This is a genomic window from Ottowia sp. SB7-C50 (genome assembly GCF_033110285.1).
Classification (GTDB): Bacteria; Pseudomonadota; Gammaproteobacteria; order Burkholderiales; family Burkholderiaceae_C; genus Ottowia.
Genome location: NZ_CP136995.1, coordinates 3,086,611 through 3,111,680 on the forward strand (window position 1 = coordinate 3,086,611; position 25,070 = coordinate 3,111,680).

23 protein-coding genes are annotated in these 25,070 nt (G+C 69.5%); 2 read left to right on the plus strand and 21 right to left on the minus strand.

Features of this window, described 5'->3' with window-relative positions:
- Position 1 precedes the first annotated feature (1 nt).
- The 18 genes from mraY to R0D99_RS14820 form a co-directional block, all read right to left on the minus strand.
- Positions 2–1,180, minus strand: a complete 1,179-nt coding sequence (gene mraY / locus R0D99_RS14735; protein WP_317748910.1) for a phospho-N-acetylmuramoyl-pentapeptide-transferase — start codon at positions 1,178–1,180, stop codon at positions 2–4.
- The gene (locus R0D99_RS14740; protein ID WP_317751131.1) at positions 1,170–2,579 is read right to left on the minus strand and encodes a UDP-N-acetylmuramoyl-tripeptide--D-alanyl-D-alanine ligase; all 1,410 of its coding nucleotides are present in this window, start codon (positions 2,577–2,579) and stop codon (positions 1,170–1,172) included. The genes mraY and R0D99_RS14740 overlap by 11 nt, the downstream gene beginning before the upstream one ends.
- A 5-nt stretch (positions 2,580–2,584) precedes the next feature.
- Positions 2,585–4,081 (minus strand): UDP-N-acetylmuramoyl-L-alanyl-D-glutamate--2,6-diaminopimelate ligase, encoded by a 1,497-nt coding sequence (locus R0D99_RS14745; RefSeq protein ID WP_317748911.1) that lies wholly within the window; start codon positions 4,079–4,081, stop codon positions 2,585–2,587.
- 113 nt (positions 4,082–4,194) lie between these two features.
- Complete coding sequence (locus tag R0D99_RS14750; protein ID WP_317748912.1) at positions 4,195–5,931, minus strand: penicillin-binding protein 2; 1,737 nt, start codon at positions 5,929–5,931, stop codon at positions 4,195–4,197.
- Positions 5,928–6,248, minus strand: coding sequence for a cell division protein FtsL (ftsL, locus tag R0D99_RS14755; protein ID WP_317748913.1), 321 nt, complete (start codon positions 6,246–6,248; stop codon positions 5,928–5,930). Before ftsL ends, R0D99_RS14750 begins: the two co-directional genes overlap by 4 nt.
- Positions 6,245–7,159, minus strand: coding sequence for a 16S rRNA (cytosine(1402)-N(4))-methyltransferase RsmH (gene rsmH / locus R0D99_RS14760; protein ID WP_317748914.1), 915 nt, complete (start codon positions 7,157–7,159; stop codon positions 6,245–6,247). The genes ftsL and rsmH overlap by 4 nt, the downstream gene beginning before the upstream one ends.
- 13 nt (positions 7,160–7,172) lie before the next feature.
- Positions 7,173–7,601: a division/cell wall cluster transcriptional repressor MraZ gene (gene mraZ, locus R0D99_RS14765; protein WP_317748915.1), complete on the minus strand. Its 429-nt coding sequence runs from the start codon at positions 7,599–7,601 to the stop codon at positions 7,173–7,175.
- Between the two features lie 428 nt (positions 7,602–8,029).
- Complete coding sequence (gene hslU / locus R0D99_RS14770; protein ID WP_317748916.1) at positions 8,030–9,364, minus strand: ATP-dependent protease ATPase subunit HslU; 1,335 nt, start codon at positions 9,362–9,364, stop codon at positions 8,030–8,032.
- 78 nt (positions 9,365–9,442) lie between these two features.
- A complete protein-coding gene (hslV, locus tag R0D99_RS14775) occupies positions 9,443–9,988 on the minus strand; it encodes an ATP-dependent protease subunit HslV (protein WP_317748917.1) in 546 nt (181 codons plus the stop codon).
- Between the two features lie 64 nt (positions 9,989–10,052).
- On the minus strand, positions 10,053–11,819 hold the full coding sequence (locus R0D99_RS14780) for an STAS domain-containing protein (RefSeq protein WP_317748918.1): 1,767 nt from the start codon (positions 11,817–11,819) through the stop codon (positions 10,053–10,055).
- A 111-nt stretch (positions 11,820–11,930) separates the two neighbouring features.
- Positions 11,931–12,674, minus strand: a complete 744-nt coding sequence (dksA, locus tag R0D99_RS14785) for an RNA polymerase-binding protein DksA (protein WP_317748919.1) — start codon at positions 12,672–12,674, stop codon at positions 11,931–11,933.
- Between the two features lie 258 nt (positions 12,675–12,932).
- Positions 12,933–14,003, minus strand: a complete 1,071-nt coding sequence (locus tag R0D99_RS14790; protein WP_317748920.1) for a GTP-binding protein — start codon at positions 14,001–14,003, stop codon at positions 12,933–12,935.
- 87 nt (positions 14,004–14,090) lie between these two features.
- Complete coding sequence (locus tag R0D99_RS14795) at positions 14,091–15,059, minus strand: tyrosine recombinase XerC (protein ID WP_317748921.1); 969 nt, start codon at positions 15,057–15,059, stop codon at positions 14,091–14,093.
- Positions 15,060–15,302: 243 nt separating this feature from the next.
- Positions 15,303–15,980 (minus strand): DUF484 family protein, encoded by a 678-nt coding sequence (locus R0D99_RS14800; protein ID WP_317748922.1) that lies wholly within the window; start codon positions 15,978–15,980, stop codon positions 15,303–15,305.
- A gap of 22 nt (positions 15,981–16,002) precedes the next feature.
- Entirely contained in the window at positions 16,003–16,917 is a 915-nt protein-coding gene (gene dapF, locus R0D99_RS14805) for a diaminopimelate epimerase (RefSeq protein ID WP_317748923.1), read from the minus strand.
- Positions 16,918–16,924: 7 nt separating this feature from the next.
- Positions 16,925–17,659, minus strand: coding sequence for an ABC transporter ATP-binding protein (locus R0D99_RS14810; protein WP_317748924.1), 735 nt, complete (start codon positions 17,657–17,659; stop codon positions 16,925–16,927).
- Positions 17,656–18,873 carry an ABC transporter permease gene (locus R0D99_RS14815; protein ID WP_317748925.1) on the minus strand — a complete coding sequence of 406 codons (1,218 nt, stop codon included), beginning with the start codon at positions 18,871–18,873 and terminating at the stop codon, positions 17,656–17,658. The genes R0D99_RS14810 and R0D99_RS14815 overlap by 4 nt, the downstream gene beginning before the upstream one ends.
- Before the next feature lie 20 nt (positions 18,874–18,893).
- Positions 18,894–20,156, minus strand: a complete 1,263-nt coding sequence (locus tag R0D99_RS14820) for an efflux RND transporter periplasmic adaptor subunit (RefSeq protein ID WP_317748926.1) — start codon at positions 20,154–20,156, stop codon at positions 18,894–18,896.
- A gap of 115 nt (positions 20,157–20,271) precedes the next feature.
- On the opposite strand from R0D99_RS14820, the gene R0D99_RS14825 reads away from it, so the two are divergent.
- The gene (locus tag R0D99_RS14825; RefSeq protein WP_317748927.1) at positions 20,272–20,817 is read left to right on the plus strand and encodes a carboxymuconolactone decarboxylase family protein; all 546 of its coding nucleotides are present in this window, start codon (positions 20,272–20,274) and stop codon (positions 20,815–20,817) included.
- A 105-nt stretch (positions 20,818–20,922) separates the two neighbouring features.
- On the opposite strand, the gene aqpZ is transcribed toward R0D99_RS14825, so the two are convergent.
- On the minus strand, positions 20,923–21,612 hold the full coding sequence (gene aqpZ / locus R0D99_RS14830) for an aquaporin Z (protein ID WP_317748928.1): 690 nt from the start codon (positions 21,610–21,612) through the stop codon (positions 20,923–20,925).
- A 148-nt stretch (positions 21,613–21,760) separates the two neighbouring features.
- Between aqpZ and R0D99_RS14835 the strand changes: the two genes are divergently transcribed.
- A complete protein-coding gene (locus tag R0D99_RS14835) occupies positions 21,761–22,456 on the plus strand; it encodes a toprim domain-containing protein (RefSeq protein WP_317748929.1) in 696 nt (231 codons plus the stop codon).
- A gap of 10 nt (positions 22,457–22,466) precedes the next feature.
- Here the strand turns inward: R0D99_RS14835 and ruvB are convergent, their stop codons facing one another.
- Together ruvB and R0D99_RS14845 are read right to left on the minus strand one after the other, a co-directional pair.
- Entirely contained in the window at positions 22,467–23,528 is a 1,062-nt protein-coding gene (gene ruvB / locus R0D99_RS14840; RefSeq protein ID WP_317748930.1) for a Holliday junction branch migration DNA helicase RuvB, read from the minus strand.
- Positions 23,529–23,568: 40 nt separating this feature from the next.
- Positions 23,569–24,936 carry a trypsin-like serine peptidase gene (locus R0D99_RS14845; protein ID WP_317748931.1) on the minus strand — a complete coding sequence of 456 codons (1,368 nt, stop codon included), beginning with the start codon at positions 24,934–24,936 and terminating at the stop codon, positions 23,569–23,571.
- Positions 24,937–25,070 lie beyond the last annotated feature (134 nt).

The following is a 25,070-nucleotide window of genomic DNA, read 5'->3' on the forward strand; positions in this document are numbered from 1 at the left end:
GTCACCTCAGCTTGAGTGAAGACAGACCCACCAGGCACAGCAGCATGGTGATGATCCAGAAACGCACCACGACTTGGGTCTCCGCCCAGCCGTTCTTTTCGAAATGGTGGTGCAGCGGCGCCATCTTGAGCAGGCGGCGGCCTTGGCCGTAGCGGCGCTTGGTGTACTTGAACCACGTCACCTGCAGCATGACCGACAGCGCCTCGACCACGAAGATGCCGCCCATGATGGCCAGCACGATTTCCTGGCGCACGATGACCGCTATGGTTCCGAGAGCGCCGCCCAGCGCCAGCGCGCCCACGTCGCCCATGAACACCTGCGCCGGATGGGCGTTGAACCACAAGAACGCCAGCCCCGCGCCCGCCATGGCGGCGCAGAAGATCAACAGTTCGCCCGTGCCCGGGATGTGCGGGAACAGCAGGTACTTCGAATACACCGAGCTGCCCGTGACATAGGCAAAGATGCCCAGCGCCGAACCGACCATGATGACCGGCATGATGGCCAGGCCGTCCAGCCCGTCGGTCAGGTTGACGGCGTTGCTGGCGCCCACGATGACCAGGTAGCTGAGGATCACGAAGCCGATCACGCCCAGCGGGTACGAGATTTCCTTGAAGAACGGCACCAGCAGGCCCGCGGCGGGCGGCAGGTCGATGGTGAAGCCCGAGGACACCCAGTTGACGAACAGTTCCCACACCTTGGCGTTGGAGCTTTCGGAGATGCTGAACACCAGGTAGAGCGCGGCGACCAGGCCGATGACCGATTGCCAGAAGTACTTCTCGCGCGAGCGCATGCCTTCCGGGTCCTTGTTGACCACCTTGCGCCAGTCGTCCGCCCAGCCGATGGCACCGAAGCCAAAGGTGACGATCATCACGATCCAGACGAAGCGGTTGGACCAGTCGAACCACAGCAGCGTCGAGATGGCGATCGACAGCAGGATCAGCACGCCGCCCATGGTGGGCGTGCCGCTTTTGCTGAGGTGCGTTTCCATCGCATAGCCGCGCACCGGCTGGCCGATCTTCAGCTCGGTCAGCTTGCGGATCACCCACGGCCCGAAGGCAATGCCGATGACCAGCGCCGTCATGGCCGCCATCACGGCGCGGAAGGTGATGTACTGGAAGACGCGGAAGAAGCCGAATTCCGGCGACAGCGTCTGCAGCCACGTGGCCAGGCTAAGGAGCATGATGTCCCTCCGGCGCGGGCTGTTCGGTTGTGGTGAGCGCGTCCACCACCTGTTCCATGCGCATGAAGCGCGATCCTTTCACGGCAATGGCCGCGCACTGCGGCAGATGGGTGCGCACGGCATCGACCAGCGATGCCATGTCGTCGAAATGCCGGCCGCCGCCAAACGCCATGGCGGCGTGGATGGCCTGCGCGCCGTGCGCCAGCAGGCGCTGCACGCCGCGCTCGCGCGCGTAGGCGCCGACTTCGGCATGGAACGCCGGCCCCTGGTCGCCCACCTCGCCCATGTCGCCCAGCACCAGCAGGCGCGGGCCGGGCAGCTCGGCCAGCACGTCGATGAGCGCGCGCACCGAATCGGGATTGGCGTTGTAGGTGTCGTCGATCAGCGTGATGGCGCGGCCCCGGTGCTTGAGCACCAGCGTGCGCGAACGGCCCTTGACCGGGCGGAAGGCGCTCAGCCCCTGCGCGACCACCGACGCCGGCGCGCCCGCGGCCAGCGCACAGGCCGCCGCGGCCAGCGCGTTGCGCACGTTGTGCCGGCCGGCCGCGTGCAGTTCAAATTCGATAGCGCCTTGCGCAGTATGGGTCAGCGCAGACCAGTGATTCAGGCGCCAATCGGCGCGTGCCTCGGCGACGTCTGCACCCTGCTCGGGCGCGCCGAAGGTGACGACGCGGCGCTCACCGGCCAGCGCCATCCAGACCGGCGCGTAGGCATCGCCCGCGGGCAGCACGGCCACGCCGTCGGCCGGCAGCGCCGACAGCACGGCGCCGTTTTCGCGCGCCACGGCTTCGACGCTGGCCATGAATTCCTGGTGCTCGCGCTGCGCGTTGTTGACCAGCGCCACCGTGGGCGCGGCGATGGCGGCCAGCTGCGCGATCTCGCCGGGGTGGTTCATGCCCAGTTCGACCACCGCCACGCGATGCTCGGGCCGCAGGCGCAGCAGCGTCAGCGGCAGGCCGATGTCGTTGTTGAAGTTGCCCTGCGTGGCCAGCGCCGCGTCGCCCTGCCAGGCGTGCAGGATGGACGCGATCATCTGCGTCACGGTGGTCTTGCCGTTGCTGCCGGTCACGGCGATCAGCGGCCCGGCGTAGCGCTGGCGCCAGTGGTGGGCCAGCTCGCCCAGCGCCCGCTTGGCGTCGGGCACCAGCACACCGGGCAGGCCCGATGCCGCCAGCGGGGCGGCGGCGGCTTCGTCGCACAGCCCGGCGACGGCGCCCTGCGCGGCCGCTTCGGGCAGAAACGCGGCGGCGTCGAAGCGCTCGCCCTTCAGCGCGACGAACAGGTCGCCCGGGCGCAGGCTGCGCGTGTCGCTGTGCACGCGCGCGCAGCGCACGGCGCCGTCGCCCACCAGCCGCGCACCGTCCAGCCAACGCGCCACGTCACCCAGCTGCAGATTCATGTCGCTCACGCGCAGGCCTCCCCGGTTCTTTGCTGCAAGGCCTGCCGCGCCACGTCGGGGTCCGAAAACGGCAGGCGCTGGCCGCGCACTTCCTGATAGTCCTCGTGTCCCTTGCCGGCGATCAGCACCACATCCGCCGCGCGGGCATCGGCCATGCTGCGTGCAATGGCGGCGGCCCGGTCCAGTTCGATCAGCACGTCCTGCGGCCGGCGCAGGCCGCCGCGCATGGCGTCGACGATGGCGTCGGGCGCTTCGTCGCGCGGGTTGTCGCTGGTCAGCACCACGCGGTCGGCACCGCTTTCGGCGGCGGCGGCCATCAGCGGGCGCTTGCCGGCGTCGCGGTTGCCGCCGCAGCCCAGCACGCACCACAGGCGTCCGCCACGCTGTGCCGCCAGCGGGCGCAGGGCGTGCAAGGCTTTCTCGACCGCGTCGGGCGTGTGGGCGTAGTCCACCACGGCCAGCGGCGCGCCGGGCACGTCGATGCGCTCCATGCGACCCGGCACAGCGGGCAGGTCGATGCACGCCGCCACGGCGTCGGCCAGCGGCACGCCCAGCGCGCGCAGCGCGCCCAGCACCGCCATCAGGTTGTCGATGTTGTAGTCGCCCACCAGCGCGGTCTGCAGCGGAATGGCGGTGCCGCCTTCGCGCACCGTCCAGTGCAGGCCGCCGTCGCCGTAGCCGATGTCGACCGCCTGCAGGCGCGCCGACTGCCGGCGCGACACAGTCCACACATCCAGCCCGCGCGCGCAGGCCTGGTCGACCAGCCACGCGCCGCGCGGATCGTCGACGTTGACCACGGCCGCCTGCAGGCCGGGCCAGTCGAACAGCTCGGCCTTGGCGACCCAGTACGCGTCCATGCTGCCGTGGTAGTCCAGATGGTCCTGGGTGAAATTGGTGAACACGGCGACGCGGATCGCCGTGCCGTCGAGCCGGCGCTCGGCAATGCCGATGGACGATGCCTCGATGGCGCAGGAGCGCACGCCAGCTTTGACCAAGTCGCGGAAGCAGCGCTGCAGCAGCACCGGGTCGGGCGTGGTCATGCCGGTGCTGTCCAGCGCGGGCGGCAAGCCCACACCCAGAGTGCCCACCAGCCCGCAGGGAGCAAGCGCCGACAGCTCTTTTTTGGATAGCGCCCAGGCCAGCCACCAGGCCGTGGACGTCTTGCCGTTGGTGCCCGTGATGGCCACCACGTTGAGCGCGCGCGACGGCGATTCGTAATAGGCGTCGGCCACCCGCCCGGTTCCCGCTTTCAGACCAGCGTAGGCCGCCACCGTGGGCTGGTCGAAGCCGAAGGCCTGCGCGCCCTCCTGCTCGACCAGGCAGGCACTGGCACCCTGGGCCAGCGCGGCGCCGACGAAGCGGCGGCCATCGGTCGCCGCACCCGGCCAGGCGATGAAGCCGTCACCCGGCGCGACGCGGCGGCTGTCGGTATGCAGCGTGCCGGTGACGCGCTCGCGCAACCAGCGTGCGGCGTCCTGCGGGGTGTGCACCGACGTCAGCATGTATGCACTCCACAGGCCACGGAGCAGGCCATGCGGGAACGCCGTGGAACGGGCTTGGCCCGGCCACTGGCGTTGTCCCCCCGGGGGGAAGGCGCGAAGCGAATCAGGGGGGGTCAAAACGACTCCTCCACCTGCTCGGCCACGATGGCTGGCTTGACGGCCATGTCGGGCTGCACGCCCATGATGCGCAGCGTCTGCTGCACCACTTCGCTGAACACCGGTGCCGCCACGGTGCCGCCGTAATAGGTGCCGTTGCTCGGCTCGTCCACCATGACGGCGACGATGATGCGTGGCTGCTCGATGGGCGCCATGCCGGTGAACCAGGCGCGGTACTTGTTGCTGGCGTAGCCCTTGCCCTGCTGCTTGCGCGCGGTGCCGGACTTGCCGCCGACCGAATAGCCCACGGTCTGCGCGCGCTGGCCGGTGCCGCCGGGGCCGGCGGCCATTTCGAGCATCTTGCGCACGGCGCGTGCGTTCTTGTCGGAAAACACCCGCACGCCTTCGACCACCGTGCCCTCGGGCGCCTTGACCAGCGTGGCCGGGATCACGCGGCCGTCGTGCGAGAAGGCGGTGTACGAATGCGCCATCTGGAACAGCGAGGCCGACAGGCCATAGCCATAGGACATGGTCGCCTGCTCCACCGGGCGCCAGTTCTTCCAGTGGCGCACGCGGCCCACCGCGGCGCCGGGGAAGGCCAGGTCCGGCTTGCGGCCATAGCCCAGCGACGCATAGGTTTCCCACATCTGCTGCGCCGACAGCCGCTGCGCGATCTTGAGCGAGCCGACGTTGCTGGACTTCTGCACCACGCCTTCCACCGTCAGCGTGCCGTAGTTGTGCGTGTCGCGGATGGTGAACTTGTCCAGCTGGTAGCTGCCGGGCGCGGTGGCAATCGCCGTCTGCGGTGTCACCTTGCCGGCTTCCAGCGCCATCGCGACGGTGATCGGCTTCATGGTCGAGCCGGGCTCGAAGGTGTCGGTGAGCGCGATGTTGCGCAGCTGCGCGCCGGTCAGCTTGCTGCGGTTGTCGGGCGAATAGCTGGGGTAGTTGGCCAGCGCCAAGACCTCGCCGGTCTGCGCGTCCAGCACGACCACACTGCCGGACTTGGCCTTGTGCTCGGTCACGGCGTCGCGCAGCTTCTGGTAGGCGAAGAACTGCACCTTGGAATCGATGGACAGCTGCACGTCCTGGCCGTCGACGGGCGGCACCTCATCGCCCACCGCCTCGACCACGCGGCCCAGGCGGTCCTTGATGACGCGGCGCGAACCAGCGCGGCCGGACAGCTGCTTTTCGAACGACAGCTCGGCGCCTTCCTGGCCGCGGTTTTCGACGTTGGCAAAGCCCACCACGTGCGCGGCGGCTTCGCCTTCGGGGTACTTGCGCTTGTATTCCTTGCGCTGGTAGATGCCGGGGATCTTCAGCTCGGCGATCTGCTTGGCCACCGATTCGTCCACCTGCCGCTTGAGCCAGACGAAGGTCTTGTCCTCGTCGCCCAGCTTCTTGTTCAGCTCGGCCACCGGCATGCCCAGCAGCTTGGCCAGCTGCTGCAGCTTGGCCGGATTGCGCTCGACGTCTTCGGGAATCGCCCAGATGCTGGGCGCCACCACGCTGGACGCCAGCAGCAGGCCGTTGCGGTCGAAGATGCGGCCGCGGCTGGCGGGCATTTCCAGCGTGCGGGCAAAGCGCACTTCGCCCTGGCGCTGGAAGAACGCGTTGCCGAACACCTGCACATACGCCGCGCGGCCAATCAGCACGATGAAGGCCAGCGCCAGCATCGCCACGATGAACTTGCTGCGCCACACCGGCGTCTTGGACGCCAGCAGCGGGCTGGAGGTGTAGCGGATGTCCCTCACGGCCGCGCCCCCGCGGTGGCCGACGCGCCCGCCTTCGGCGCGGCCGAAATTGCCGCAGCCGAGGTCACGTATTCGGTGACGGCCGGCGTCACCGTGCGCATGGCCAGCTTGTCCTTGGCCAGCTTCTCGACGCGCAGCGAGGTGGCTTCGGCGCGCTTTTCCACTTCCAGCCGGCCACGCTCGATTTCCAGGCGGCGCGCTTCGGCGGTGGCGCGGTCGAGCTCGGTGAACAGGCGGCGCGAGTCGTATTGCACGCGCACCAGGTACAGCGCGGACACCATGACGGCGGCCAGCAGCACGATGGACAGGCGCGTCATGCCGGCGCCTCCGTGCGCTCGGCCACGCGCATCACGGCGCTGCGGGCGCGCGGGTTGGCGGCCACTTCGGCCTCGCTGGCGCGCACGCGGCCCAGCGCACGCAGCAGCGTGGGCGCCGGCTCGGCAAACGGCGCGCGGCGGTCCACCACCGCCTTCGAATGGCGGGCGATGAACTGCTTGACGATGCGGTCTTCCAGCGAATGGAAGCTGATCACCACGAGCCGGCCTCCGGGTTGCAGCACATGCAGACTGGCCTTCAGCGCCTGTTCGAGCTCTTCAAGCTCGGCGTTGACGAAAATCCGAACAGCCTGAAATGTGCGCGTTGCAGGGTTCTGGCCCGGCTCGCGGGTTTTGACCGCGCCAGCCACGAGCTCGGCCAGTTCAAGGGTGCTTGCAAGAGGGCCCCGTTCCTGTCGGCGCGACACAATCGCCTTTGCAATGGGGCCAGCAAACCGTTCTTCGCCATAGTCACGAATCACCTCCGCGATCTGCCGTTGATCGGCCACCGCCAGCCAGTCGGCCGCGCTCTGACCGCGCGTGGGATCCATGCGCATGTCCAGCGGCCCGTCGGCACGAAAAGAAAAACCCCGCGCGGGGTTGTCGATCTGCGGCGAGCTGATCCCGAGATCCATCAGGACACCGTTCACGCTGCCCGCCGCCACTTCGCCCAGCGCCGCAAAGCCCTGGTGCCGAATGGAAAAACGCACGTCCTCGATGCGCGCGGCCTCGGCCAGCGCCTCGGGGTCCTTGTCGTAGGCCAGCAGTTGCCCGTCTGGCGCCAGCTGCTGCAGGATGTGCCGCGCGTGCCCGCCGCGGCCGAACGTGGCGTCCACGTAGCGGCCTCGCGGGTCCGTGATCAAGGCGTCGACCGCCTCGTTCAGCAGGACCGTGGTGTGTGACCATGCGCTCACTCGCCCCCTGCCTTCAGAAAGCGAAGTCGCGGAACGCGTCGGGCATGCCGGCCTGCATGGCTTCGGCTTCCTTGGCTTCGTAGGTCGCCTTGTCCCACAGCTCGAAGTGGCGGCCCATGCCCAGCAGCATGACGTCGCGCGTCAGCCCGGCCGCCTGGCGCAGTTCGGGCGACACCAGCGCGCGGCCGGTGCCGTCCATGTCCACGTCCATGGCACTGCCCATGAAGATGCGCTTCCACCACTGCGCTTCCATCGGCAACTGGGCGATGCGGTCGCTGAATTTTTCCCACTCGGGACGCGGAAACACCATCAGGCAGCCGTGCGGGTGCTTGGTGATGGTCAGCTGGCCGCCAGCTGTGGCCACGAGCACGTCGCGATACCGGGTGGGCACGGAAAGCCTCCCTTTTGCATCCAGACTCAGCGACGACGCCCCTTGAAACACGCGAATCTCCCTGCTGTGAGTGCCGAATCACCGGGGAATGGCACTTTCCCCCACTTAATTCCACTTTTTTGCACTGTAGCAGGAATTGCAGGTCGTGCAAGCGACGTCCTACAAATTATTTCAATGAAATCAAGAGCTTAGCTGGGTTTTCCATCAGATATCCACACTGAAATCTCTTTGAAATGAGCAACTTAGCGCACACACTCAAAGTGATGGTTTCGATTGCTGTGGATAACTCGGATGAGGGACGTGCTCACGACGTCGTGCAAGGCGTTTCAAGCCTGCGCCGCGTGCATGATATCAATTTGATAGCTACCTGCGCTTGTCCCTTCTGCGCAAGGCCGCAAAAAGGCAGTGAAACGCAGGCACCGCGGCCGAGCGCCCACGTCAAGCCGGCCATGGCGGGCACGCCGCCGCCCGCCCTTGGCTCAGAGGATGTAGCGGGACAAATCCTCGTCCCGGCTCAGCGCGGCCAGGCGCGCATCCACGTAGGCGGCGTCGATGGTGACGGTCTGGCCTTCGAGCCGCGCGGCGTTGTAGCTGACGTCGTCCAGCAGCCGCTCCATCACCGTGGACAGGCGGCGAGCGCCGATGTTCTCGGTCGACTCGTTGACCGCGCAGGCGATCTCGGCCAGGCGCGAGATGCCTTCGGGCGCGAAGTCCAGCGTCACCCCTTCGGTCGCCAGCAGCGCCTGGTACTGGCGCACCAGGTTGGCGTCGGTTTGCGTCAGGATGGCTTCGAAGTCCTGCACGCTGAGCGACGCCAATTCGACACGGATCGGCAGGCGGCCCTGCAGTTCGGGAATCAGGTCGCTGGGCCGCGCCAGGTGGAAGGCGCCCGAGGCGATGAACAGGATGTGGTCGGTGCGCACCATGCCGTACTTGGTGTTCACCGTGGTGCCTTCGACCAGCGGCAGCAGGTCGCGCTGCACGCCCTGGCGCGACACCTCGGCGGTGCCGCCGCCTTCGCCGCCGCGCGAGGCCACCTTGTCGATCTCGTCGATGAAGACGATGCCGTTCTGCTCCAGGTTGCGCAGCGCGTCGGTGCGGATCTCGTCCTCGTTCACCAGCTTGCCGGCTTCTTCGTCGACCAGCAGCTTCATCGCTTCACCGATCTTCACGCGCCGCGTCTTGCGGCGGCCGGCGTTCAGGTTGCCCAGCATGCCCTTCAGTTGCTCGGCCATGTCTTCCATGCCGGGCGGGCCCATGATCTCCATGGTTGGCGCAGGCTGGGCCAGGTCGATCTCGATCTCCTTGTCGTCGAGCTGGCCCTCGCGCAGCTTCTTGCGAAAGCCCTGGCGCGCGGCGCCGTCGCTGCTGGGCGCGTTGCTGCCGTCGGCGTTGCGCGCAGGCGGCAGCAGCACATCGAGGATGCGGTCTTCGGCCAGGTCTTCGGCGCGTGTGCGGTGCGCCTTCATGGCCTGCTCGCGCTGCTGCTTGACGGCCATTTCCGCCAGGTCGCGGATGATGGCATCGACGTCCTTGCCCACGTAGCCGACCTCGGTGAACTTGGTCGCCTCGACCTTGATGAAGGGCGCGCCCGCCAGCCGCGCCAGGCGGCGCGCGATCTCGGTCTTGCCGACACCGGTGGGGCCGATCATGAGAATGTTCTTGGGCGTGATCTCGGGCCGCAGCTTTTCATCGACCTGCTGGCGCCGCCAGCGGTTGCGCAGGGCAATCGCAACGGCGCGCTTGGCATCCTGCTGGCCGACGATGTGGCGGTCGAGTTCGGAGACGATCTCCTGCGGGGTCATGGCGGACATGGCGAAAAATTTATGTGAAATTGGCCTGCAGCGCTTGTCTGGCAAGCGCGAGCAGCTATCAATTTGATGGCAAACCGGTCAAAGCGTCTCGACCGTGTGGTGCATGTTGGTGTAGATGCACAGCTCGCCGGCGATCTCCAGCGCCTTCTTCACCACCTGGTCGGCGGGCAGTTCGGTGTGGTCCAGCAGCGCCTTGGCTGCCGCCTGCGCGTAGGCGCCGCCGGAGCCAATGGCGACCAGGCCGTGCTCGGGCTCCAGCACGTCGCCATTGCCGGTGATGATGAGCGAGGCCTCCTTGTCGGCCACGGCCAGCATGGCCTCCAGCCGGCGCAGCACGCGGTCGGTGCGCCAGTCCTTGGTCAGCTCGATGGCGGCGCGTGTCAGGTGGCCCTGGTGCTTTTCGAGCTTGGCCTCGAAGCGCTCGAACAACGTGAAGGCGTCGGCGGTGGCGCCGGCAAAGCCGGCCAGCACCCTGCCGTGATACAGCTTGCGCACCTTGCGCGCGCTGCCCTTGACGACGATATTGCCCAACGTGACTTGCCCGTCGCCGCCAATGGCGACCTGCCAGCCCTCGGGAGTCCGTCGCCGGACGCTGACGATGGTGGTGCCGTGAAAGGGTTCCATCGCGCGCAGATGGGGCTGCCACCGCTGGAATTCAAGGCCGCCCCGGTTGCGCCGCGGCGGGTTTTCAGTCGGTGCGCAGGGTCACGCGGGCCGCGTCGCTGATGCCGATGACGCCGAAGAACGCCGCCGCCAGGCGATTGACCTGCTTGAAGGTGACGCGGTGGCCACGCGCCTGCTGGTCCATCGACCAGTTGAGCAGGTCACCCGCCGCGCTGAAATCGACCCGCGTCAACTGGCGGCAGTTCAGCTCGAAGGCCTGCGCACCGTCCTGCGCCGCCAGTTCGCGCACCACGGCGTCGGCCGAGCCGACATATTCGCCGGCAAGGACCGCCTTGCACACGCCGGGGGTCGAGGCGTCCGACGCAGGCACGATCGCAAACCGGGCAGCGGCCACGGGTTCGCTGGTGGCGTGCGCGGCCGGCACCTCTTCGGTCAGGGCGTGCCAGTGGTTGCGCGGGGCTTCCCAGGCCGGCGGTGACACTTCGTAGGTGACGCAGTAATTGAGCGCGACCAGTTCGAACTCGTCCATGTGGTCGAGCACGCGCAGCAGCGCCATGCGGGCTTCCCACCACAGCGGGTCGCTCGCGCGGTCCTCTGCGCGCGCGTTGTCGGCCAGCGCTTCCAGCAGGCGCTCGACCGCCAGAAAATCGTAGCGCCCCGGGGTGTCGGCCCAGCGCTGGATCAGGGCGACCAGCGACGGCAAGGCCGCGGCCTCGATCACCGTCAGGTGGCGCCAGTCGATCCGCCAGGGCGAGCCATGCCGCTCCAGCGAAGCCGACAGCGCCGCCACCGACGCGGCGCCCAGGGTGGACGGACACACCCAGTCGAACGGCCCGGTGCGCACGGCGGCCGGCGCCGCAGTCGCAGCGGGCGCCGGGATGACGGAGACGGATTCGCCGATTCGCGCCCACTGCGGGGCCGAGCGACCGAAACGCGCCGCAAACTCGCCCGCGGCCTCGTCGAACCGGTTCGCGTCGCCCATGCAGCGGTACAGATCGAACAGCGTCAGCCAGATGTCCATGTCACCGCTGCGCCCTTCGCTCTCCGACACCAACGCGCGCAGCGCCGCCTCGGCGCCTGCGGCATCGCCGTTGGCGAAGCGGATGGCGGCCTCCTCGAGCTCATGGTCCTGCCGGGCGGCGAAAGCCACCTCCATGCTGGGCTCCGACTCGCCGAAGGCCAGGTTCGGCCGCCCAGCGGCAACACCGGGCACGTCCGCGCCGTCGCCCACCACCGGCAACGACGTCGGCGGCAACACCGCCTGGTCCATCGACAACGTGGGGGCCAAGGCGCGCGGGGTGACGATCGGTTCGGACTGGGCAAACAGCTCGTCCAGCTGTGTCTTGTCCAGCGGCGCTTCGGCCAGTTGCGGCTCGGCGGTCACGTGGTTCGGCTGCCGCGGCGCCAGTTCGTGCAGTGCGGTCGCCAGCACGGTGTCACCGGCCGGCGTGCCGCCGCCGCGGCGCTTCAGCCACGCGGTGGACATCTGCGCCTCGATCTCGTCGATCTTCTTCAAGGTGTGGGCGCGCTCGCCACCTAGTGTCAATTCGCTGTTTGAAAACAGCGAAGGGCCGGGCGCCTCGGGCGCGCCGCTGCGCTGGGCTTCGCGCCGCCGCGCCTTGCGCAGCATGTCGAATTCGCGGTTGCGCACGAAGTCGTTGCGGCGCTTGCGCTCGATCATCTCCTTGAGCATCAGCCGCGATTCACCCCCGCCGTCCTCGGCCGCGGGCTTGTCCAGGTCAGCCCAGTGCGTGGTGGGGCTCTTGACGAACTTGACCACCTTCGACAGCAGGCCGCTGCCCCCCGGCGCTGGTGGGACGTCCTTGCTCATGGCTGGCAGCCTCCTTGGCCACGCACCCAACACACCGCGGCTTGCACGCCGCGCGCGCCCCCAAGGTTACCGTGGTCGGCGAGCGACAGGCGGCGCCCGGCGCGTGTCATGTCAGTCGCCGAACATCTTCTGTTTCAGCTCGCGCCGCTGCTGTGCCTCGAGCGACAGCGTCGCCGTCGGGCGGGCCAGCAGGCGCGGCACGCCGATCGGCTCGCCGGTCTCGTCGCAATAGCCGTAGTCTCCGGCGTCGATGCGGCCGATCGATTGCTCGATCTTCTTCAGCAGCTTGCGCTCGCGGTCGCGCGTGCGCAGCTCCAGGGCGTGTTCTTCCTCGATGGTGGCGCGGTCGGCCGGGTCGGGCACCACCACGGTGTCATCGCGCAGGTTTTCCGCCGTCTGGTCGGCGTTGGCCAGCATGTCGTCCTTCAGCTGAACCAGCTTCATGCGGAAGAACGCCAGCTGCTTGTCGTTCATGTACTCGCTGTCGGGCATGGCGATGATCTCGGCATCGCTGAGTTCTTCAATGCTCTTGGTCTTCCAGTTGTTGGCCAGTTTCGGGTCTTTCTTGACCGGGGACGGCACGGGCGGCGCTGCAACAGTGGGCATGGGCAAATTCTTGGGGGCGGGCATCGGCGGCAGGGCCGACTGAGGGGCGGGCGCGCCAGCGGATGACTTGCGCGGGGTGGCCGGGCGCGCGGACGCGCCCGACTTCGCGGCGGCCTTGGCCGGCGCGGGCGCCGGGGCCTTGGGGGTGGCGGGCACCTTGGCGACCGACTTTGCCGCCGTCTTGGCCGCAGGGGCCTTGGCGGGCGTGGCCTTGGGTTTGGCCGGGCTCTTGGCAGCCGCTGTTTTCACTCTACTGTCTCCTGTCGGCTGCGGCGCCCTTGCCGGGCGCGGCCACCGACCGCATAGCCAGCGGATGAAGCATGGTCCTTTTCATCCGATAAGCGCCCTTGTTGTAGACCTTCTTGGGCGAGCGGCAGATCACCCACGGGGGTGTCTGTTCAAAGGCGGCGATTGTAGCCACCCCCGCGCACAGGGATTACCCCTAGTCTGCGCGAGCCTGTTCTGGCGCCTGCGCCGCGGCGTGCGTGGGCGTCCGGGCGCCCTTTGTCACGCCACCAGGCATTGCTCCAGCCCCTGGGTGAGGATGTCGCGCGGCAGGTCGATGCCGATGAAGACCATCTTGCTGACACGCGCCTCGCCCGCCTTCCATTCGGGGCCGAGGTCGCTGCCCATCAGCTGGTGCACGCCCTGGAAGATGACCTTGCGCTCGGTGCCCTTCATCCACAGCACGCCCTTGTAGCGCAGCATGCGCGGGCCGTAGATGTTGACGATGGCGCCCAGAAAGTCTTCCAGCTTGGCGGGGTCGAACGCCCGATCGGCGCGAAACACGAAGCTCTTCACATCATCGTCATGATGATGGTGGTGGCCGTGCGCGTGCTGGTGCGACGGGTGGTCGCAGTGGTCGCCGTGATGGTCGTGGTCGTGGTGGCCGTGGTCGCCATGCTCATGATCGTGGTCGTCGGCCTTCAGGAAATCCGGGTCGATGTCCAGCTTGGCGTTCAGGTTAAAGCCGCGCAGGTCGAACACCTCCTGGATCGGCACCTCGCCAAAATGCACCACGCGCTGCGGCGCGCGCGGGTTCATGTGCTTCAGGCGGTGCTGCAGCGCATCCAGCGACTCGGCGTCGACCAGGTCGGCCTTGCTGATGAAGATCTGGTCGGCAAAGCCCACCTGACGCTGCGCCTCGACGCGGTCGTTGAGCTGCTGCGCGGCGTGCTTGGCGTCCACCAGCGTGACGATGGCGTCCAGCAGATAGGCCTCTGCGATCTCATCGTCCATGAAGAAGGTCTGCGCCACCGGGCCGGGGTCGGCCACGCCCGTGGTCTCGATCACCACCCGCTCGAAGTCGAGTTCGCCCTTGCGCTTTTTAGCCGCCAGATCGGCCAGCGTGGCGCGCAGGTCCTCTCGGATGCTGCAGCAGATGCAGCCATTGCTCATCTGGATGATCTGCTCGTCGCGGTCGCTGACCAGGATCTCGTTGTCGATGTTTTCCTCGCCGAACTCGTTCTCGATCACGGCAATCTTGTGGCCGTGGGCCTCGGTCAGCACGCGCTTGAGCAGCGTGGTCTTGCCCGAGCCGAGAAAGCCGGTGAGGATGGTGGCGGGAATCAGGGACATGGCGAAATGGCGTGGCGCGGCAGCGCCGCGGTGAAGGGGTAAAGGGTCAGTGTAGCCCGCGCCCGCAGCGCACGTCGGCGCCGGCCATCACTTCTTTTTGGCGCGGGGGTGTGCGGCGTCGTAGGCCCGGGCCAGGTGCTGGAAGTCGAGCCGCGTATAGACCTGCGTGGTGCCGATGCTGGCGTGGCCCAGCAGTTCCTGCACCGCGCGCAGGTCGCCGCTGGACTGCAGCACGTGGCTGGCAAAGCTGTGCCGCAGCATGTGCGGGTGCACCGGCGTCGCCATGCCGGCCAGCAGGCTGCGGCGCTTCAGCCGCTGCCACACCGACTGCGCCGTCAGGCGCGTGCCGCGGCGGCCCACGAACAGGGCCTGCGCCGACGGGCCGCCGATGGCCGCCTGGGGGCGCACGTCCAGCCAGCGCTGCAGCGCCTCGATGGCCTGCCGGCCCAGCGGCACGACGCGCCGCTTGCCGCCCTTGCCCTGCACCTGCACCTCGGCGGCAGGCAGGTCGATCCACCCGCGGCCGGCGCGCTGCGCCGCGTCGCTCGGCGTCACGTCCAGCCCCACCAGTTCGCCCACGCGCAGGCCGCTGCCGTACAGCAGTTCGACCATCGCGGCGTCGCGCGCTTCCAGCAGCGGGTCATCGTCTTCCGCCACATGCTCGGCCAGTTGCACGGCCTCGTCGACGCCCAGCGCCTTGGGCAGGGGGCGCGCCTGCCGGGGTGCGCGCACGTCCTGCACCGGGTTGGCGGTGATGAGGTCCTCGCGCCCCAGCCAGGTGTAGAAGCCGCGCCAGCCCGACAGGATGAGCGCGATGCCGCGCCCGCTGCGCCCGCCCGCGTGCATGCGCGCCACCCAGCCGCGCACGTGGTGGCTCTGCACGGCCGTCAGTGCCACCGCGGCCTGCGCGGCGAACGCGGCGAGCTTTTGCAGGTCCAGGCTGTACAGCGTCAGCGTGCGCCCGGCCAGACGCTTCTGCACGCGCGCGTGTTCCAGATAACGCTCGATCAGCGCCTGGTCGGCGTCGGACAGCGATGGCGTTGCAGGCGCGTTCATGCTCTTCAAATCATAGCATCAGCGGGCTTGTTGACGCCGGCCAGATGCTCAAACCATTGAAAATTTCGGCGCAGCGACACCCGCGCCATCGCCGCGCGGTGGCATGACTGCGCCGCATCACCCAAATCGAAAGGCCGCGGAGCAGGCCAAGCGGTGAACGCCGCGGAAGGGCTGGGCCCGCCCGCTGGCGTTGTCCCCCTTGCGCAGCAAAAGGGGGAAGCGGCGTCAGCCGCACAGGGGGGTTCAGTCCCTCACGCGCGAAAGCGCCGCGCTGGCCAGTTCGCCAATGCGCTCCAGAAAGTCGGTCGCCATGCCGGCCTGGTAGCGCTGGCTGTCGGGCGAGGCCAGCACCAGCAGCCCGAAGGCGGCACTGGCGGGGCCGGCGGTGAGCGGAATCAACGCCACCGACGCGGCGGCCTCGGGGTCGTCCAGCCACTGCACGGCGTCGAAGCCCGCGTTGACGCCGCAGTAGGGCGCGGTCAGCGAGCGGGCCAGGCTCTTGACGTCGTCGCTGGCGCCCTGGGCGAACGGCTCGCCGGCGTAGACCTCGGCCAGATCCCACAGCTTCATGGCCGCCTGCGGCACGCTGAACTGGCTGCGCAGCTCGCTCACCAGCACGGACGGCAGGTCGGCCGGGCGCGCCACCAGAAACATCTGTCGCGACCAGCGCAGCAGCTTGTCGGCGATCAGCATGTTCTCGTTGCCGTGGCGCATCATTTCCATCAGCCGCTGCTCCAGCAGCTTGATCTTCTCGCGCAGCATCTCGGCCTGCCGCTCCTGCAGGCTGACCGCGCGGCCGCCGTGCGGGCTGGTGAGTTGCACCGCACTCAGCAGGCCCGCATGCCGCTCGAAAAAATCGGGCGTGTGGATGAGGAACTGCGCAATGTCTTCTTCGGTGATGGGCGGAATGGCTGCGTTCATGGCTGGAGCATAGGTCAGAAGGTCAATCGGGCAGTTCGATGCTGCCCTCGAACACGGTCACGGCGGGGCCGGTCATGAACACCGGGTCGCGCGCGCCGCCCGCCCATTCGATGGTGAGCCGCCCGCCGCGCGCCTGCACGTCGACACGCTCGTCCAACAGGCCCAGCCGGATGCCCGCCACCACCGCCGCGCAGGCGCCGGTGCCGCAGGCCAGCGTTTCGCCCGCGCCACGCTCGTACACGCGCAGGCGCACGTGGCCGCGATCGACGATCTGCATGAACCCGGCGTTGACCCGGTTCGGAAACGCCGGGTGGCTTTCGATGAGCGGCCCCACGCTGGCCACGGGCGCCGCGTCGACATCGCCCACCAGCTGCACCGCGTGCGGGTTGCCCATGGACAGGACTGCTACATTGACGATAGCATCCTGCGCAGTACCCGTCAGCGCAACGGCCGGATTTCGCTTCAGATCGAGCGGCCACCACTGCCACACGCGGTCGGGCGTGGCGCCCAACGGCACCGGCGTCATGCCGCTGGCGTCGAAGGGCACGCGGTCCAGGTCGAACACCGGCGCGCCCATGTCCACGCGCACGCGGCCGTCGGGCTGCTCGGTCAGTTCGAGGACGCCGTTCTTCACCTTCACGCGCACACTGTGCTTGTCTGTCAGGCCACGTTCGCGCACATAACGCACGAAGCAGCGCGAGCCATTGCCGCAGTGCTCGACCTCGCCACCGTCGGCGCCGTTGTGGATGACGTATTCAAAGTCCACATCGGCCGAAGGCGCTGGCCGCACCGTCAGGATCTGGTCGGCACCCACGCCAAAGTGGCGGTCGCCCAGAAAGCGGTATTGCGCCGGGCTCAGGTTCAGCCGCCCGCGCGTCTCGTCAAGCACGACGAAGTCGTTGCCGGCGCCCTGCATCTTGGTGAAGCGGATCTGCATGCGGTGATTATCGCGGCTCGCCCGGCGCCGTGGCCTCGCCGCGAATGGGTTCGTCGCGGTCGATGCGGCCATCGACCAGCTCCACCAGCCGGTCGCAACGCCGCGCCAGGCGCGGGTCGTGCGTGACGATGACGAAGGCCGTGCCGCGCTCGTCGTGAATCTGCCGCAGCAGCGCGAACACGGCGTCGGACGCGGCGGTGTCCAGGTTGCCGGTGGGCTCGTCGGCCAGCACCAGCGGCGGGTTTTGCACCAGCGCGCGCGCAATCGCCACGCGCTGCTGCATGCCGCCCGACAGCTCGCCGGGCCGCTTGCCCATGGCGTCGGCCAGGCCCACGGCCGCCAGCAGCTCGCGCGCGCGCTCGCGCTGGGCAGCACTCACGCGGCCGTCGGTCATCAGCGCGGGCAGGGTCACGTTCTCCAGCGCGGTGAAGGCCGGCAGCAGGTGGTGGAACTGGAACACAAAGCCCAGCGCGCGCCGGCGCATCAGCGTCAGCGCCTGGTCATCCATGTCCTGCACCGGCTCGCCCAGCAGGTGGTAGCTGCCCGAGGTCAGGCGCTCCAGCAGGCCGACGATGTTGAGCAGCGTGCTCTTGCCCGAGCCCGAGGGACCGATCAGCGCCACGAATTCGCCGCGCGCCACTTGCCAGTCGATGCCGTGCAGCACTTCGACTTCGCTCGGCAGGCCGACGTTGTAGCGCTTGCGCACCTCGCGCAGTTCGATCAAGGGCCCGGCGGTGCTCATAGGCGGATCGCCTGCGCCGGGTCGAGCCGCGCCGCGCGCCGCGCCGGGGCCACCGCCGCCAGCACGCCGCAGACCACGGCCAGCAGCGCCGTCTGCACCGCCACATCCAGCGGCAGGTGCAGGTTGAACAGCGGCAGTCCGTCGGAGCCGCGCGCCAGTTTGGTAAACAGCCAGATCAGCGCCATCGCCAGCAGCACGCCCAGCGTGGAGCCGGCCGCGCCGACCACCGCGCCTTCGACCAGAAACACCCGCATCACCTGCCCGCGCGTGGCGCCCATGGCGCGCAGGATGCCGATTTCGCGCTGCTTCTGCACCACCGACACCACCAGCACGCTGGCAATGCCCAGCACCACCACGATGGCGACCACGCCGCGGATCACGCCCGTGCTGATGCTCTGCGCGCGCAGCGCCGACACCAGTTGCGCGTTGGTCTCCTGCCAGCTTTCGATCTTGTAGGGCAGCGATGCGCGCAGCTCGCGCGCCACGGCGTCGGCCTGCCACACGTCGCGCACCTTCAGCTCGATCACCGTGGCGCCGCCGGGCAGGCCCAGCAGGCTCTGCGCCGTGCGCAGCGGCACGATGACGGTGCGGCGGTTCAAATCCTTCACGCCCAGGTCGACCAGCGCCGTCACGCGCATCGAGTCCGACACCTTGCCGGTGTTGACCGACAGCCGGTCGCCCACGCGCAGGCCCAGGTCCTTGGCCAGTTCGGTGCCGAGGATGGCATCGCCCGGCTCGAGCCGCGCCTGGCCGCTCACCGCCTTGTCGCGCAGGCCGACGATGCGGTCGTAGCGGTCCAGCTCCACGCCCATCATGGCAATCGCCTGCGACGCCTCGCCGCGCAGCGCCAGCCCGCTGCCCGACACCATGGGCGACACCGCCGCCACCTCGGCGCGCCGCTCCAGCAGCGGCAGCAGCGCCTGCCAGTTGGCCACCGAGCGCAGCCGCTGCGCGCGCGCCTGCGTGTCCGTCAGCTGCGTCGTGTCGCCCTCGGGCGGCCAAGCCGGCGTCACCACGTCGTCGGGCGCGCGCAGGCTGATGTGCGCCTGCGTGCCCAGGGTTTTTTGCACGGTGCTGGCCTGCAGGCCATTGATGAGCGCGGTGATGTAGGCGATCACCGCCACGCCCGCCGCCACGCCGATGATGATCAGCACCGTCTGCGCCCGCCCCTCGCGCAGAAAGCGCAGCGCCACTTGCCATTCAAAGCCGAGCATGTCAGGACCTGCGCATGGGGTCAGCGCCCCATGGCGTTGGTCAGCGCCGCACCCGCGTCGCCCGCGCGATCGGCCGCGCCCGGCCGGCCGGGCCGCCACGGCACCGCGCGCGCTTTCACGCGCTGACCGGGCTGGGCGTCGCCCTGCAGCACGACCGGCTCACCTTGTTGGACGCCGCCGGTGATCTCCACCGCCTCCAGCGTGCGCAGGCCCAGCGTCACGGCGCGCGGCTGGATGCGCCCGCCGTCGACGACCCACACGGTGGCGCCGTCGCGCAGCGCCCGCGTGGGCAGCGCCAGGGCGCGCTCGCGCTGGCCGGTGCGCACCTCGACCGACAGCGTCATGTCCTCGCGCAGGAAGTCGGGCGGTGCCTGGTCGGGCTGCAGCTTGACTTCGACGGCGCCACGCTGCGCATCCACGCTGGGCGCAATGCTGCGCACCTGGGCTGCGAAAGGCTGGTTGGGAAACGCGTCGGCCACCACCCGGGCGCTCTGGCCGGTCTTCAGCTGGTCGAGAAAGCGCTCGTCCACCTGCGCCACCAGCAGCGTCGGCCCGTCCAGCGCCAGGCTCAGCAGCGCGCTGCCGGGCTGAACGATCTGCCCCGGCTCCACGCTGCGCACCAGCACCCGGCCGTCGGCCGGCGCGCGCACCGTGGCCTGCGCCAGCCGCACCTGGGCGGCCTGCTGCGCGGCCTGCGCCTGCGCCAGCTGCGCCTGCGCCTGCGCCAGATCGGCGCCGCCGTCGCCCAGCGCCTGCAACTGGGCACGCGCGGCGTCCTGCTGGGCGCGTGCCACCTGCACCGCCTTGCGCGCTTCGTCCAGCCGCGCCGCGCTGACAAAACCCTGCGCCACCAGTTGCTGCATGCGCGCCAGCTCGCGCTCGGCCGCCTGCAGCGTGGCCGCCGCCTGCGCCACCTGGGCCTGCGCCACGGCGTGGCCGCTGCCGCGGATACCCGCCAGTCGGGCGCGCGCCTGCTGCTCGCTGGCGCGGGCCTGCGCCAGCGCGGTCAGCTGTTCGTCGGCTTCCAGCTGGATGAGCGCATCGCCCTGGCGCACGCGGGCGCCTTCGCGCACCTGCACCGCGGCAACGCGGCCGGTCACCGTGCTGCCCACGTTGACGCGCGAGGTGGTGGCGACACGCGCCGAAAACTGCAGGCTGCGCACCAGCGGGGCGAACTGCGGCTCGACCACGTCCACCACCGGGGCGCGCTGGCGCCAGAAAATCGCGGCGGCGACGGCAATCAACGCCGCCAGCCCCAGCCAAAGCGCGCTGCGCCCCCTCATCGGCACGGGCCGGTCTGCGCGGGCAGACGGGGCTGGGCAAGGCAGGCGGGACCACGCATGGGCGCCATTATCCGCGTATGCTCAGGCGCGATGCATCGATTGTGAAAGCCCCGCCATGCGCATTCCTGAATGGACCCCCGACGCCAAGCCGCAGCCTGCCGAACTGGTTGACGCCATCCTGGCGCGGCGCGGCGGCCAGCTGATCAACCTGGACAAGGCGCTGCTGTGGAGCGAGCCGCTGGCCCGCGGCTGGAACACTTACCTGAAGGCCGTGCGCACCGAATTGCCCACCAGCCGCCGGCTGCGTGAACTGGCCATCTGCACCGTGGCGCTGCTGACCGGCGCGCACTACGAATACCACCACCACGCGCCCGACTTCCTGGCCGCGGGCGGCACGCAGGCCCAGCTGGACGCGCTGGACCGCGTCATCGCCGGCGATGCGCGGCAACAGGCCGACGACCCCGCGCTGGGCGAGGTCGAGCAACTGGTGATCCGCTATGCCGCGCAGATGACGCGCGATGTGAAGGTGGACGACGCGCTGTTCACCGCGCTGAAACGCCACTTCGACACCACGCAGCTGGTCGAGCTGACGAGCGCCATCGCCACCTACAACATGGTGGCGCGCTTTCTGGTGGCGCTGGGCGTGACGCCCGAAGACTGAGCCGGCGGCCGCCGGTCAGAAAAACTACTGATTTGATAGCTGCCGCCGCTTGACAGGCAAGCGCCGGCAGCCATTTTGACCAATGGACCGGGCAGGACGCCCGCGTCAGGCGCGCTGCGGGCCGGCCACGGCCTTGTAGACCACCGCACCCAGGATGCCGCCGACGATCGGCGCCACCCAGAACAGCCACAGCTGGCTCAGCGCGCCGGTGCTGGCGAACAGCGCCACGCCGGTGGAGCGTGCCGGGTTGACCGAGGTGTTGGACACCGGAATGCTGACCAGGTGGATCAGCGTCAGGCAGAGGCCGATGGCGATGGGCGCAAAGCCGGCGGGCGCGCGGCTGTCGGTCGAACCCATGATGACGAACAGGAACACCGCCGTCAGCACCACCTCGCACACCAGCACCGACATCATCGAGTACTTGCCGGGCGACAGGTCGCCAAAGCCGTTGCTGGCAAAGCCGCCGGCCACAAAGTCGGGCTTGCCGCTGGCGATCATGTACAGCACCGCCGCGGCGGCGATGGCGCCCATCGTCTGCGCCACGATGTAGGGCACCAAATCCTTCGAGTCGAACCGGCCGCCCGCCCACAGGCCGAACGACACCGCCGGGTTGAGGTGGCAGCCCGAGATGTGGCCGATGGCGTAGGCCATGGTCAGCACCGTCAGGCCGAAGGCCAGCGAGACGCCGACAAAGCCGATGCCCAGTTGCGGAAACGCCGCCGCCAGCACCGCGCTGCCACAGCCGCCCAGCACCAGCCAGAAAGTGCCGATCAGCTCGGCCAGATACTTGTTCATGATGCAAACTCCATGCGCATGAGTGAAACGAAGCCTGAATGCTAATGAGGTATGGCGACAAACCGGCGACGGCGCCCGCGTGCGGACAATTTTGCCGCCGCAGTGTGACAAAGCGCACACCCGCAGGCCGGCCTCAAGGACGGTCGCCATGAACGCCACGCGCCGCACGCAGTCCGCCATGCAGTTGACCGACAGCCGCCAGCACGGCGCGGACTGCGAGCTGTTTCTGGTCGAAGGCGAATCGGCCGCCGGCGCCGTGGCCGCCGTGCGCGACGCGCGCCGCCAGGCCGTGCTGCCGTGCCAGGGCAAGCCGCTCAACGCCTGGCGCGCCAGCACCGCGCGCGTGGCGGCGTATCCGCTGTACCCGCAACTGGCGGCTGCGCTGGGCCTGCCGTCGGCAACCGACGCCGCGGCCAACGCAGCGGCGGCGCCGCGCTTCGAGCGCCTGATGCTGCTGCTCGACCCGGACGCCGATGGCATCCACATCGGCGCCCTTTTGCTCCTTTATTTGAAGCGCTTTGCGCCCGACTGGCTTGCGCAGGGCCGCGTTTTGATGGTCAGGCCGCCGGTGGCCGGCCTGCGCGTGGCGGCGTGCGACACCGGCGAGGTCGAAGATGTGTGGGCCTACACCCCAGAGCAGGCGCGCGCGCTGCGCCAGCGCGCCGCCGCCGCGCCCGACCGCTGGACGGTGCTGCGCGAATGGGGCTTTCGCGGCCTGGCCAGCCTGCCGCCCGAGGTGCTGCGCGCCACCTGCGTCGACCCGGCCACGCGCCGCGCCGACGTGGTGACGCCCGAGCAGATGCAGTCGGTGATCGAAGTGTTCGGCGGCGCGGGCGGCGCCTGAAAGCGGGAATTCAGAACAACCCGCTGGCCGGGGACTGCGGCGCCGCCACGCCCAGATGCCGGTACGCCGCCAGCGTGGCCACGCGCCCGCGCGGCGTGCGCTGCAGGTAGCCCTGCTGGATCAGGTAGGGCTCGATCACGTCCTCGATGGTGCCGGCTTCTTCGCCAATGCTGGCGGCGATGTTGTCCAGCCCCACCGGGCCGCCGTCGAAGCGGTGGATCACCGCTTCCAGCAGCTTGCGGTCCATGACGTCGAAGCCTTCCGGGTCCACGTCCAGCATGGCCAGCGCGGCGTGGGCGATCTGCTCGGTGATGCGGCCTTCGCCCTTGACGTCGGCAAAGTCGCGCACGCGGCGCAGCAGGCGGTTGGCGATGCGCGGCGTGCCACGGCTGCGGCGGGCGATCTCGAACGCGCCCGCGGCGTCGGCCGGCACGTTCAGCAGCCCGGCCGAGCGCGTCACGATGCGGGCCAGTTCCTGGGGCGTGTAGAACTCCAGCCGCGCCACGATGCCGAAGCGGTCGCGCAGCGGGTTGGTCAGCATGCCGGCGCGCGTGGTGGCGCCGACCAGCGTGAAGGGCTGCACGTCCAGCTTGATGGATCGCGCTGCCGGGCCTTCGCCGATCATGATGTCGATCTGGTAGTCCTCCAGCGCGGGGTAGAGGATTTCTTCCACCACCGGCGACAGGCGGTGGATCTCGTCGATGAACAGGACGTCGTTGCGCTCCAGGTTGGTCAGCAGCGCCGCCAGGTCCTTGGGCTTTTCCAGCACCGGGCCGCTGGTCTGGCGCAGGTTGACGCCCAGTTCGTGCGCAATGATGTGGCTCAGCGTGGTCTTGCCCAGCCCCGGCGGGCCGAACAGCAGCACGTGGTCCAGCGCCTCGCCGCGCTTGCGGGCGGCGCCGATGAAGATCTCCAGCTGCTCGCGCGCCTTGGCCTGGCCGACGTATTCGTCCAGCTCCTTGGGGCGCAGCGCGCGCTCCAGCGCCTCCTCGCGCGCCGACACCGCGCTGGCCGACACCACGCGCGGCGTGTCGTTGGGAAGGGCGGCGAAGTCGTCGACGGTGATGCTCATGCCCGCCATTCTGACGCGGCCGCGCCGCGCGGCGTCAGCGTCAGCGCCCCAGCAACCGGCCGATGCCGTCGGCGAAGGACAGCTCCAGCCGCCCGTAGTAGTCCGCGCCGGCCGGGTTCTGGCAATTCGACGCGCCGCCGTACAGCGTGCCCACCACATAGCGAATGCCACCCGACTGCGCGAACATGGCCGAGCCGCTGCTGCCGCCTTCTGTCACGCCGGTGCGCCACGCCACTTCCAGCATCGAGCCCGTGGACGCGCGCGTGCAGTCGCCGCTGCCGCAGTTGGCGTAGCCGCGCAAAGTGCCGACGCTGGCCTTCTGCAGGTCGCCGGCCGGGTGGTGCACGCCCAGCACATCGACGCCCGCCACGGCGCCGGGCCCTGAATACGAGCCCGCATAAACCACATTGGCCGGCGGCTGCTGGTTGAGCCGCAGCAGCGTGGCGTCGTACGAAGCGCGCGTGTACAGCAACTGCGCACCGCCGATCAGGCGGGTCGCGGCCGCGTCGAGCGCCGGCGACGCGTTGCACGAAGGCGCCCGGAAGAACCAGTAGGTGATGAGCGTAGAAGCCGCCGCCTGGTCCGAGACGCAGTGCGCGGCCGTCAAAAAGTACGGAGTCTGGCTGGCCCGCGCATCGTTCAACAAGGTGCCGCTGCACAGGTAGGTGTTGCCCTGTTCGGAAAACACCATCTTGGCCACCGCCCGCCCTTCGCTCTGGTAGGGGGTGCACATCACATCCACGTTGCAGCTGCCGCCGTCACCGATCTGGTTGACCGCCTTTTCGGGCGACTGCACCGCCTGCGCCACGGTTTGGGTCAGGTGCGACAGGCGCGGCACGGCCAGTTGCAGACGATCGGGCGACGTACCGGGCGGCAACTGCACCTCCAGCGTGCTGACGCTGCCCTCGGTGTCGGGGCCCCACACCGTGGCGGCGGCATCGCCGCTCAGCCCGCTGGCTTCGTTGACCTGGCGCAGCGCGGCCACGTCGGCGGCGGTCATTTCGACCACCGCGTCGCTGGCTGCGCCGTGAAAGCGCAGCACCGCGCCGTCGGGCACGCTGCGCGCCAGCACGCCCAGGCGCACGCCCTGCGCATCGGCGGTGTCGAAGGCCACCGCCGCCACCTGGCCGCCGTCCGGCAACGCTTGCCAGGCCCATTGCGCCGCCAGCCCGGCGGGCGTGGCCGTGGCCGAGACGCTGCGCGCCTGGCCGATCTGCAGCGCCGCGCCGCTGCGGCCGGCGGCGGCCGACTTGAGCGCCGCAGGCAACGGGCCCAGCGACACACGGGCGGTGCGCGCGCCTGCCGGCAGGTGGCTGACGGCCGAGGCCGCGGCCGGGGCCGCCGTGGCGCGCTTCAGCGTGGCCGTATCGAGCGGCGCGATGAACTGGCTGGGCGACGCGACAGACATCGGTAACAGGGCCAGTTCCGCCGCGCTCGGCACCGGGCCGCCACTGGTGCCGCTGGGGGTGACGCTGCTGCTGCTTGACGAGCCGCCGCCGCACGACGCGACGGTGAGCGCGGCCGCCAGGGCGGCCCAAACGG

Excerpts from the sequence above, each read along its gene's own strand:
- mraY (WP_317748910.1), bottom strand. The coding sequence starts at position 1,180 with ATGCTCCTTAGCCTGGCCACGTGGCTGCAGACGCTGTCGCCGGAATTC.
- R0D99_RS14740 (WP_317751131.1), bottom strand. The coding sequence starts at position 2,579 with ATGAATCTGCAGCTGGGTGACGTGGCGCGTTGGCTGGACGGTGCGCGG.
- R0D99_RS14745 (WP_317748911.1), bottom strand. The coding sequence starts at position 4,081 with ATGCTGACGTCGGTGCACACCCCGCAGGACGCCGCACGCTGGTTGCGC.
- ftsL (WP_317748913.1), bottom strand. The coding sequence starts at position 6,248 with ATGACGCGCCTGTCCATCGTGCTGCTGGCCGCCGTCATGGTGTCCGCG.
- hslU (WP_317748916.1), bottom strand. The coding sequence starts at position 9,364 with ATGTCCGCCATGACCCCGCAGGAGATCGTCTCCGAACTCGACCGCCAC.
- hslV (WP_317748917.1), bottom strand. The coding sequence starts at position 9,988 with ATGGAACCCTTTCACGGCACCACCATCGTCAGCGTCCGGCGACGGACT.
- R0D99_RS14780 (WP_317748918.1), bottom strand. The coding sequence starts at position 11,819 with ATGAGCAAGGACGTCCCACCAGCGCCGGGGGGCAGCGGCCTGCTGTCG.
- R0D99_RS14790 (WP_317748920.1), bottom strand. The coding sequence starts at position 14,003 with ATGTCCCTGATTCCCGCCACCATCCTCACCGGCTTTCTCGGCTCGGGC.
- R0D99_RS14795 (WP_317748921.1), bottom strand. The coding sequence starts at position 15,059 with ATGAACGCGCCTGCAACGCCATCGCTGTCCGACGCCGACCAGGCGCTG.
- R0D99_RS14800 (WP_317748922.1), bottom strand. The coding sequence starts at position 15,980 with ATGAACGCAGCCATTCCGCCCATCACCGAAGAAGACATTGCGCAGTTC.
- dapF (WP_317748923.1), bottom strand. The coding sequence starts at position 16,917 with ATGCAGATCCGCTTCACCAAGATGCAGGGCGCCGGCAACGACTTCGTC.
- R0D99_RS14810 (WP_317748924.1), bottom strand. The coding sequence starts at position 17,659 with ATGAGCACCGCCGGGCCCTTGATCGAACTGCGCGAGGTGCGCAAGCGC.
- R0D99_RS14815 (WP_317748925.1), bottom strand. The coding sequence starts at position 18,873 with ATGCTCGGCTTTGAATGGCAAGTGGCGCTGCGCTTTCTGCGCGAGGGG.
- R0D99_RS14820 (WP_317748926.1), bottom strand. The coding sequence starts at position 20,156 with ATGAGGGGGCGCAGCGCGCTTTGGCTGGGGCTGGCGGCGTTGATTGCC.
- R0D99_RS14825 (WP_317748927.1), top strand. The coding sequence starts at position 20,272 with ATGCGCATTCCTGAATGGACCCCCGACGCCAAGCCGCAGCCTGCCGAA.
- aqpZ (WP_317748928.1), bottom strand. The coding sequence starts at position 21,612 with ATGAACAAGTATCTGGCCGAGCTGATCGGCACTTTCTGGCTGGTGCTG.
- R0D99_RS14835 (WP_317748929.1), top strand. The coding sequence starts at position 21,761 with ATGAACGCCACGCGCCGCACGCAGTCCGCCATGCAGTTGACCGACAGC.
- ruvB (WP_317748930.1), bottom strand. The coding sequence starts at position 23,528 with ATGAGCATCACCGTCGACGACTTCGCCGCCCTTCCCAACGACACGCCG.
- R0D99_RS14845 (WP_317748931.1), bottom strand. The coding sequence starts at position 24,936 with ATGTCTGTCGCGTCGCCCAGCCAGTTCATCGCGCCGCTCGATACGGCC.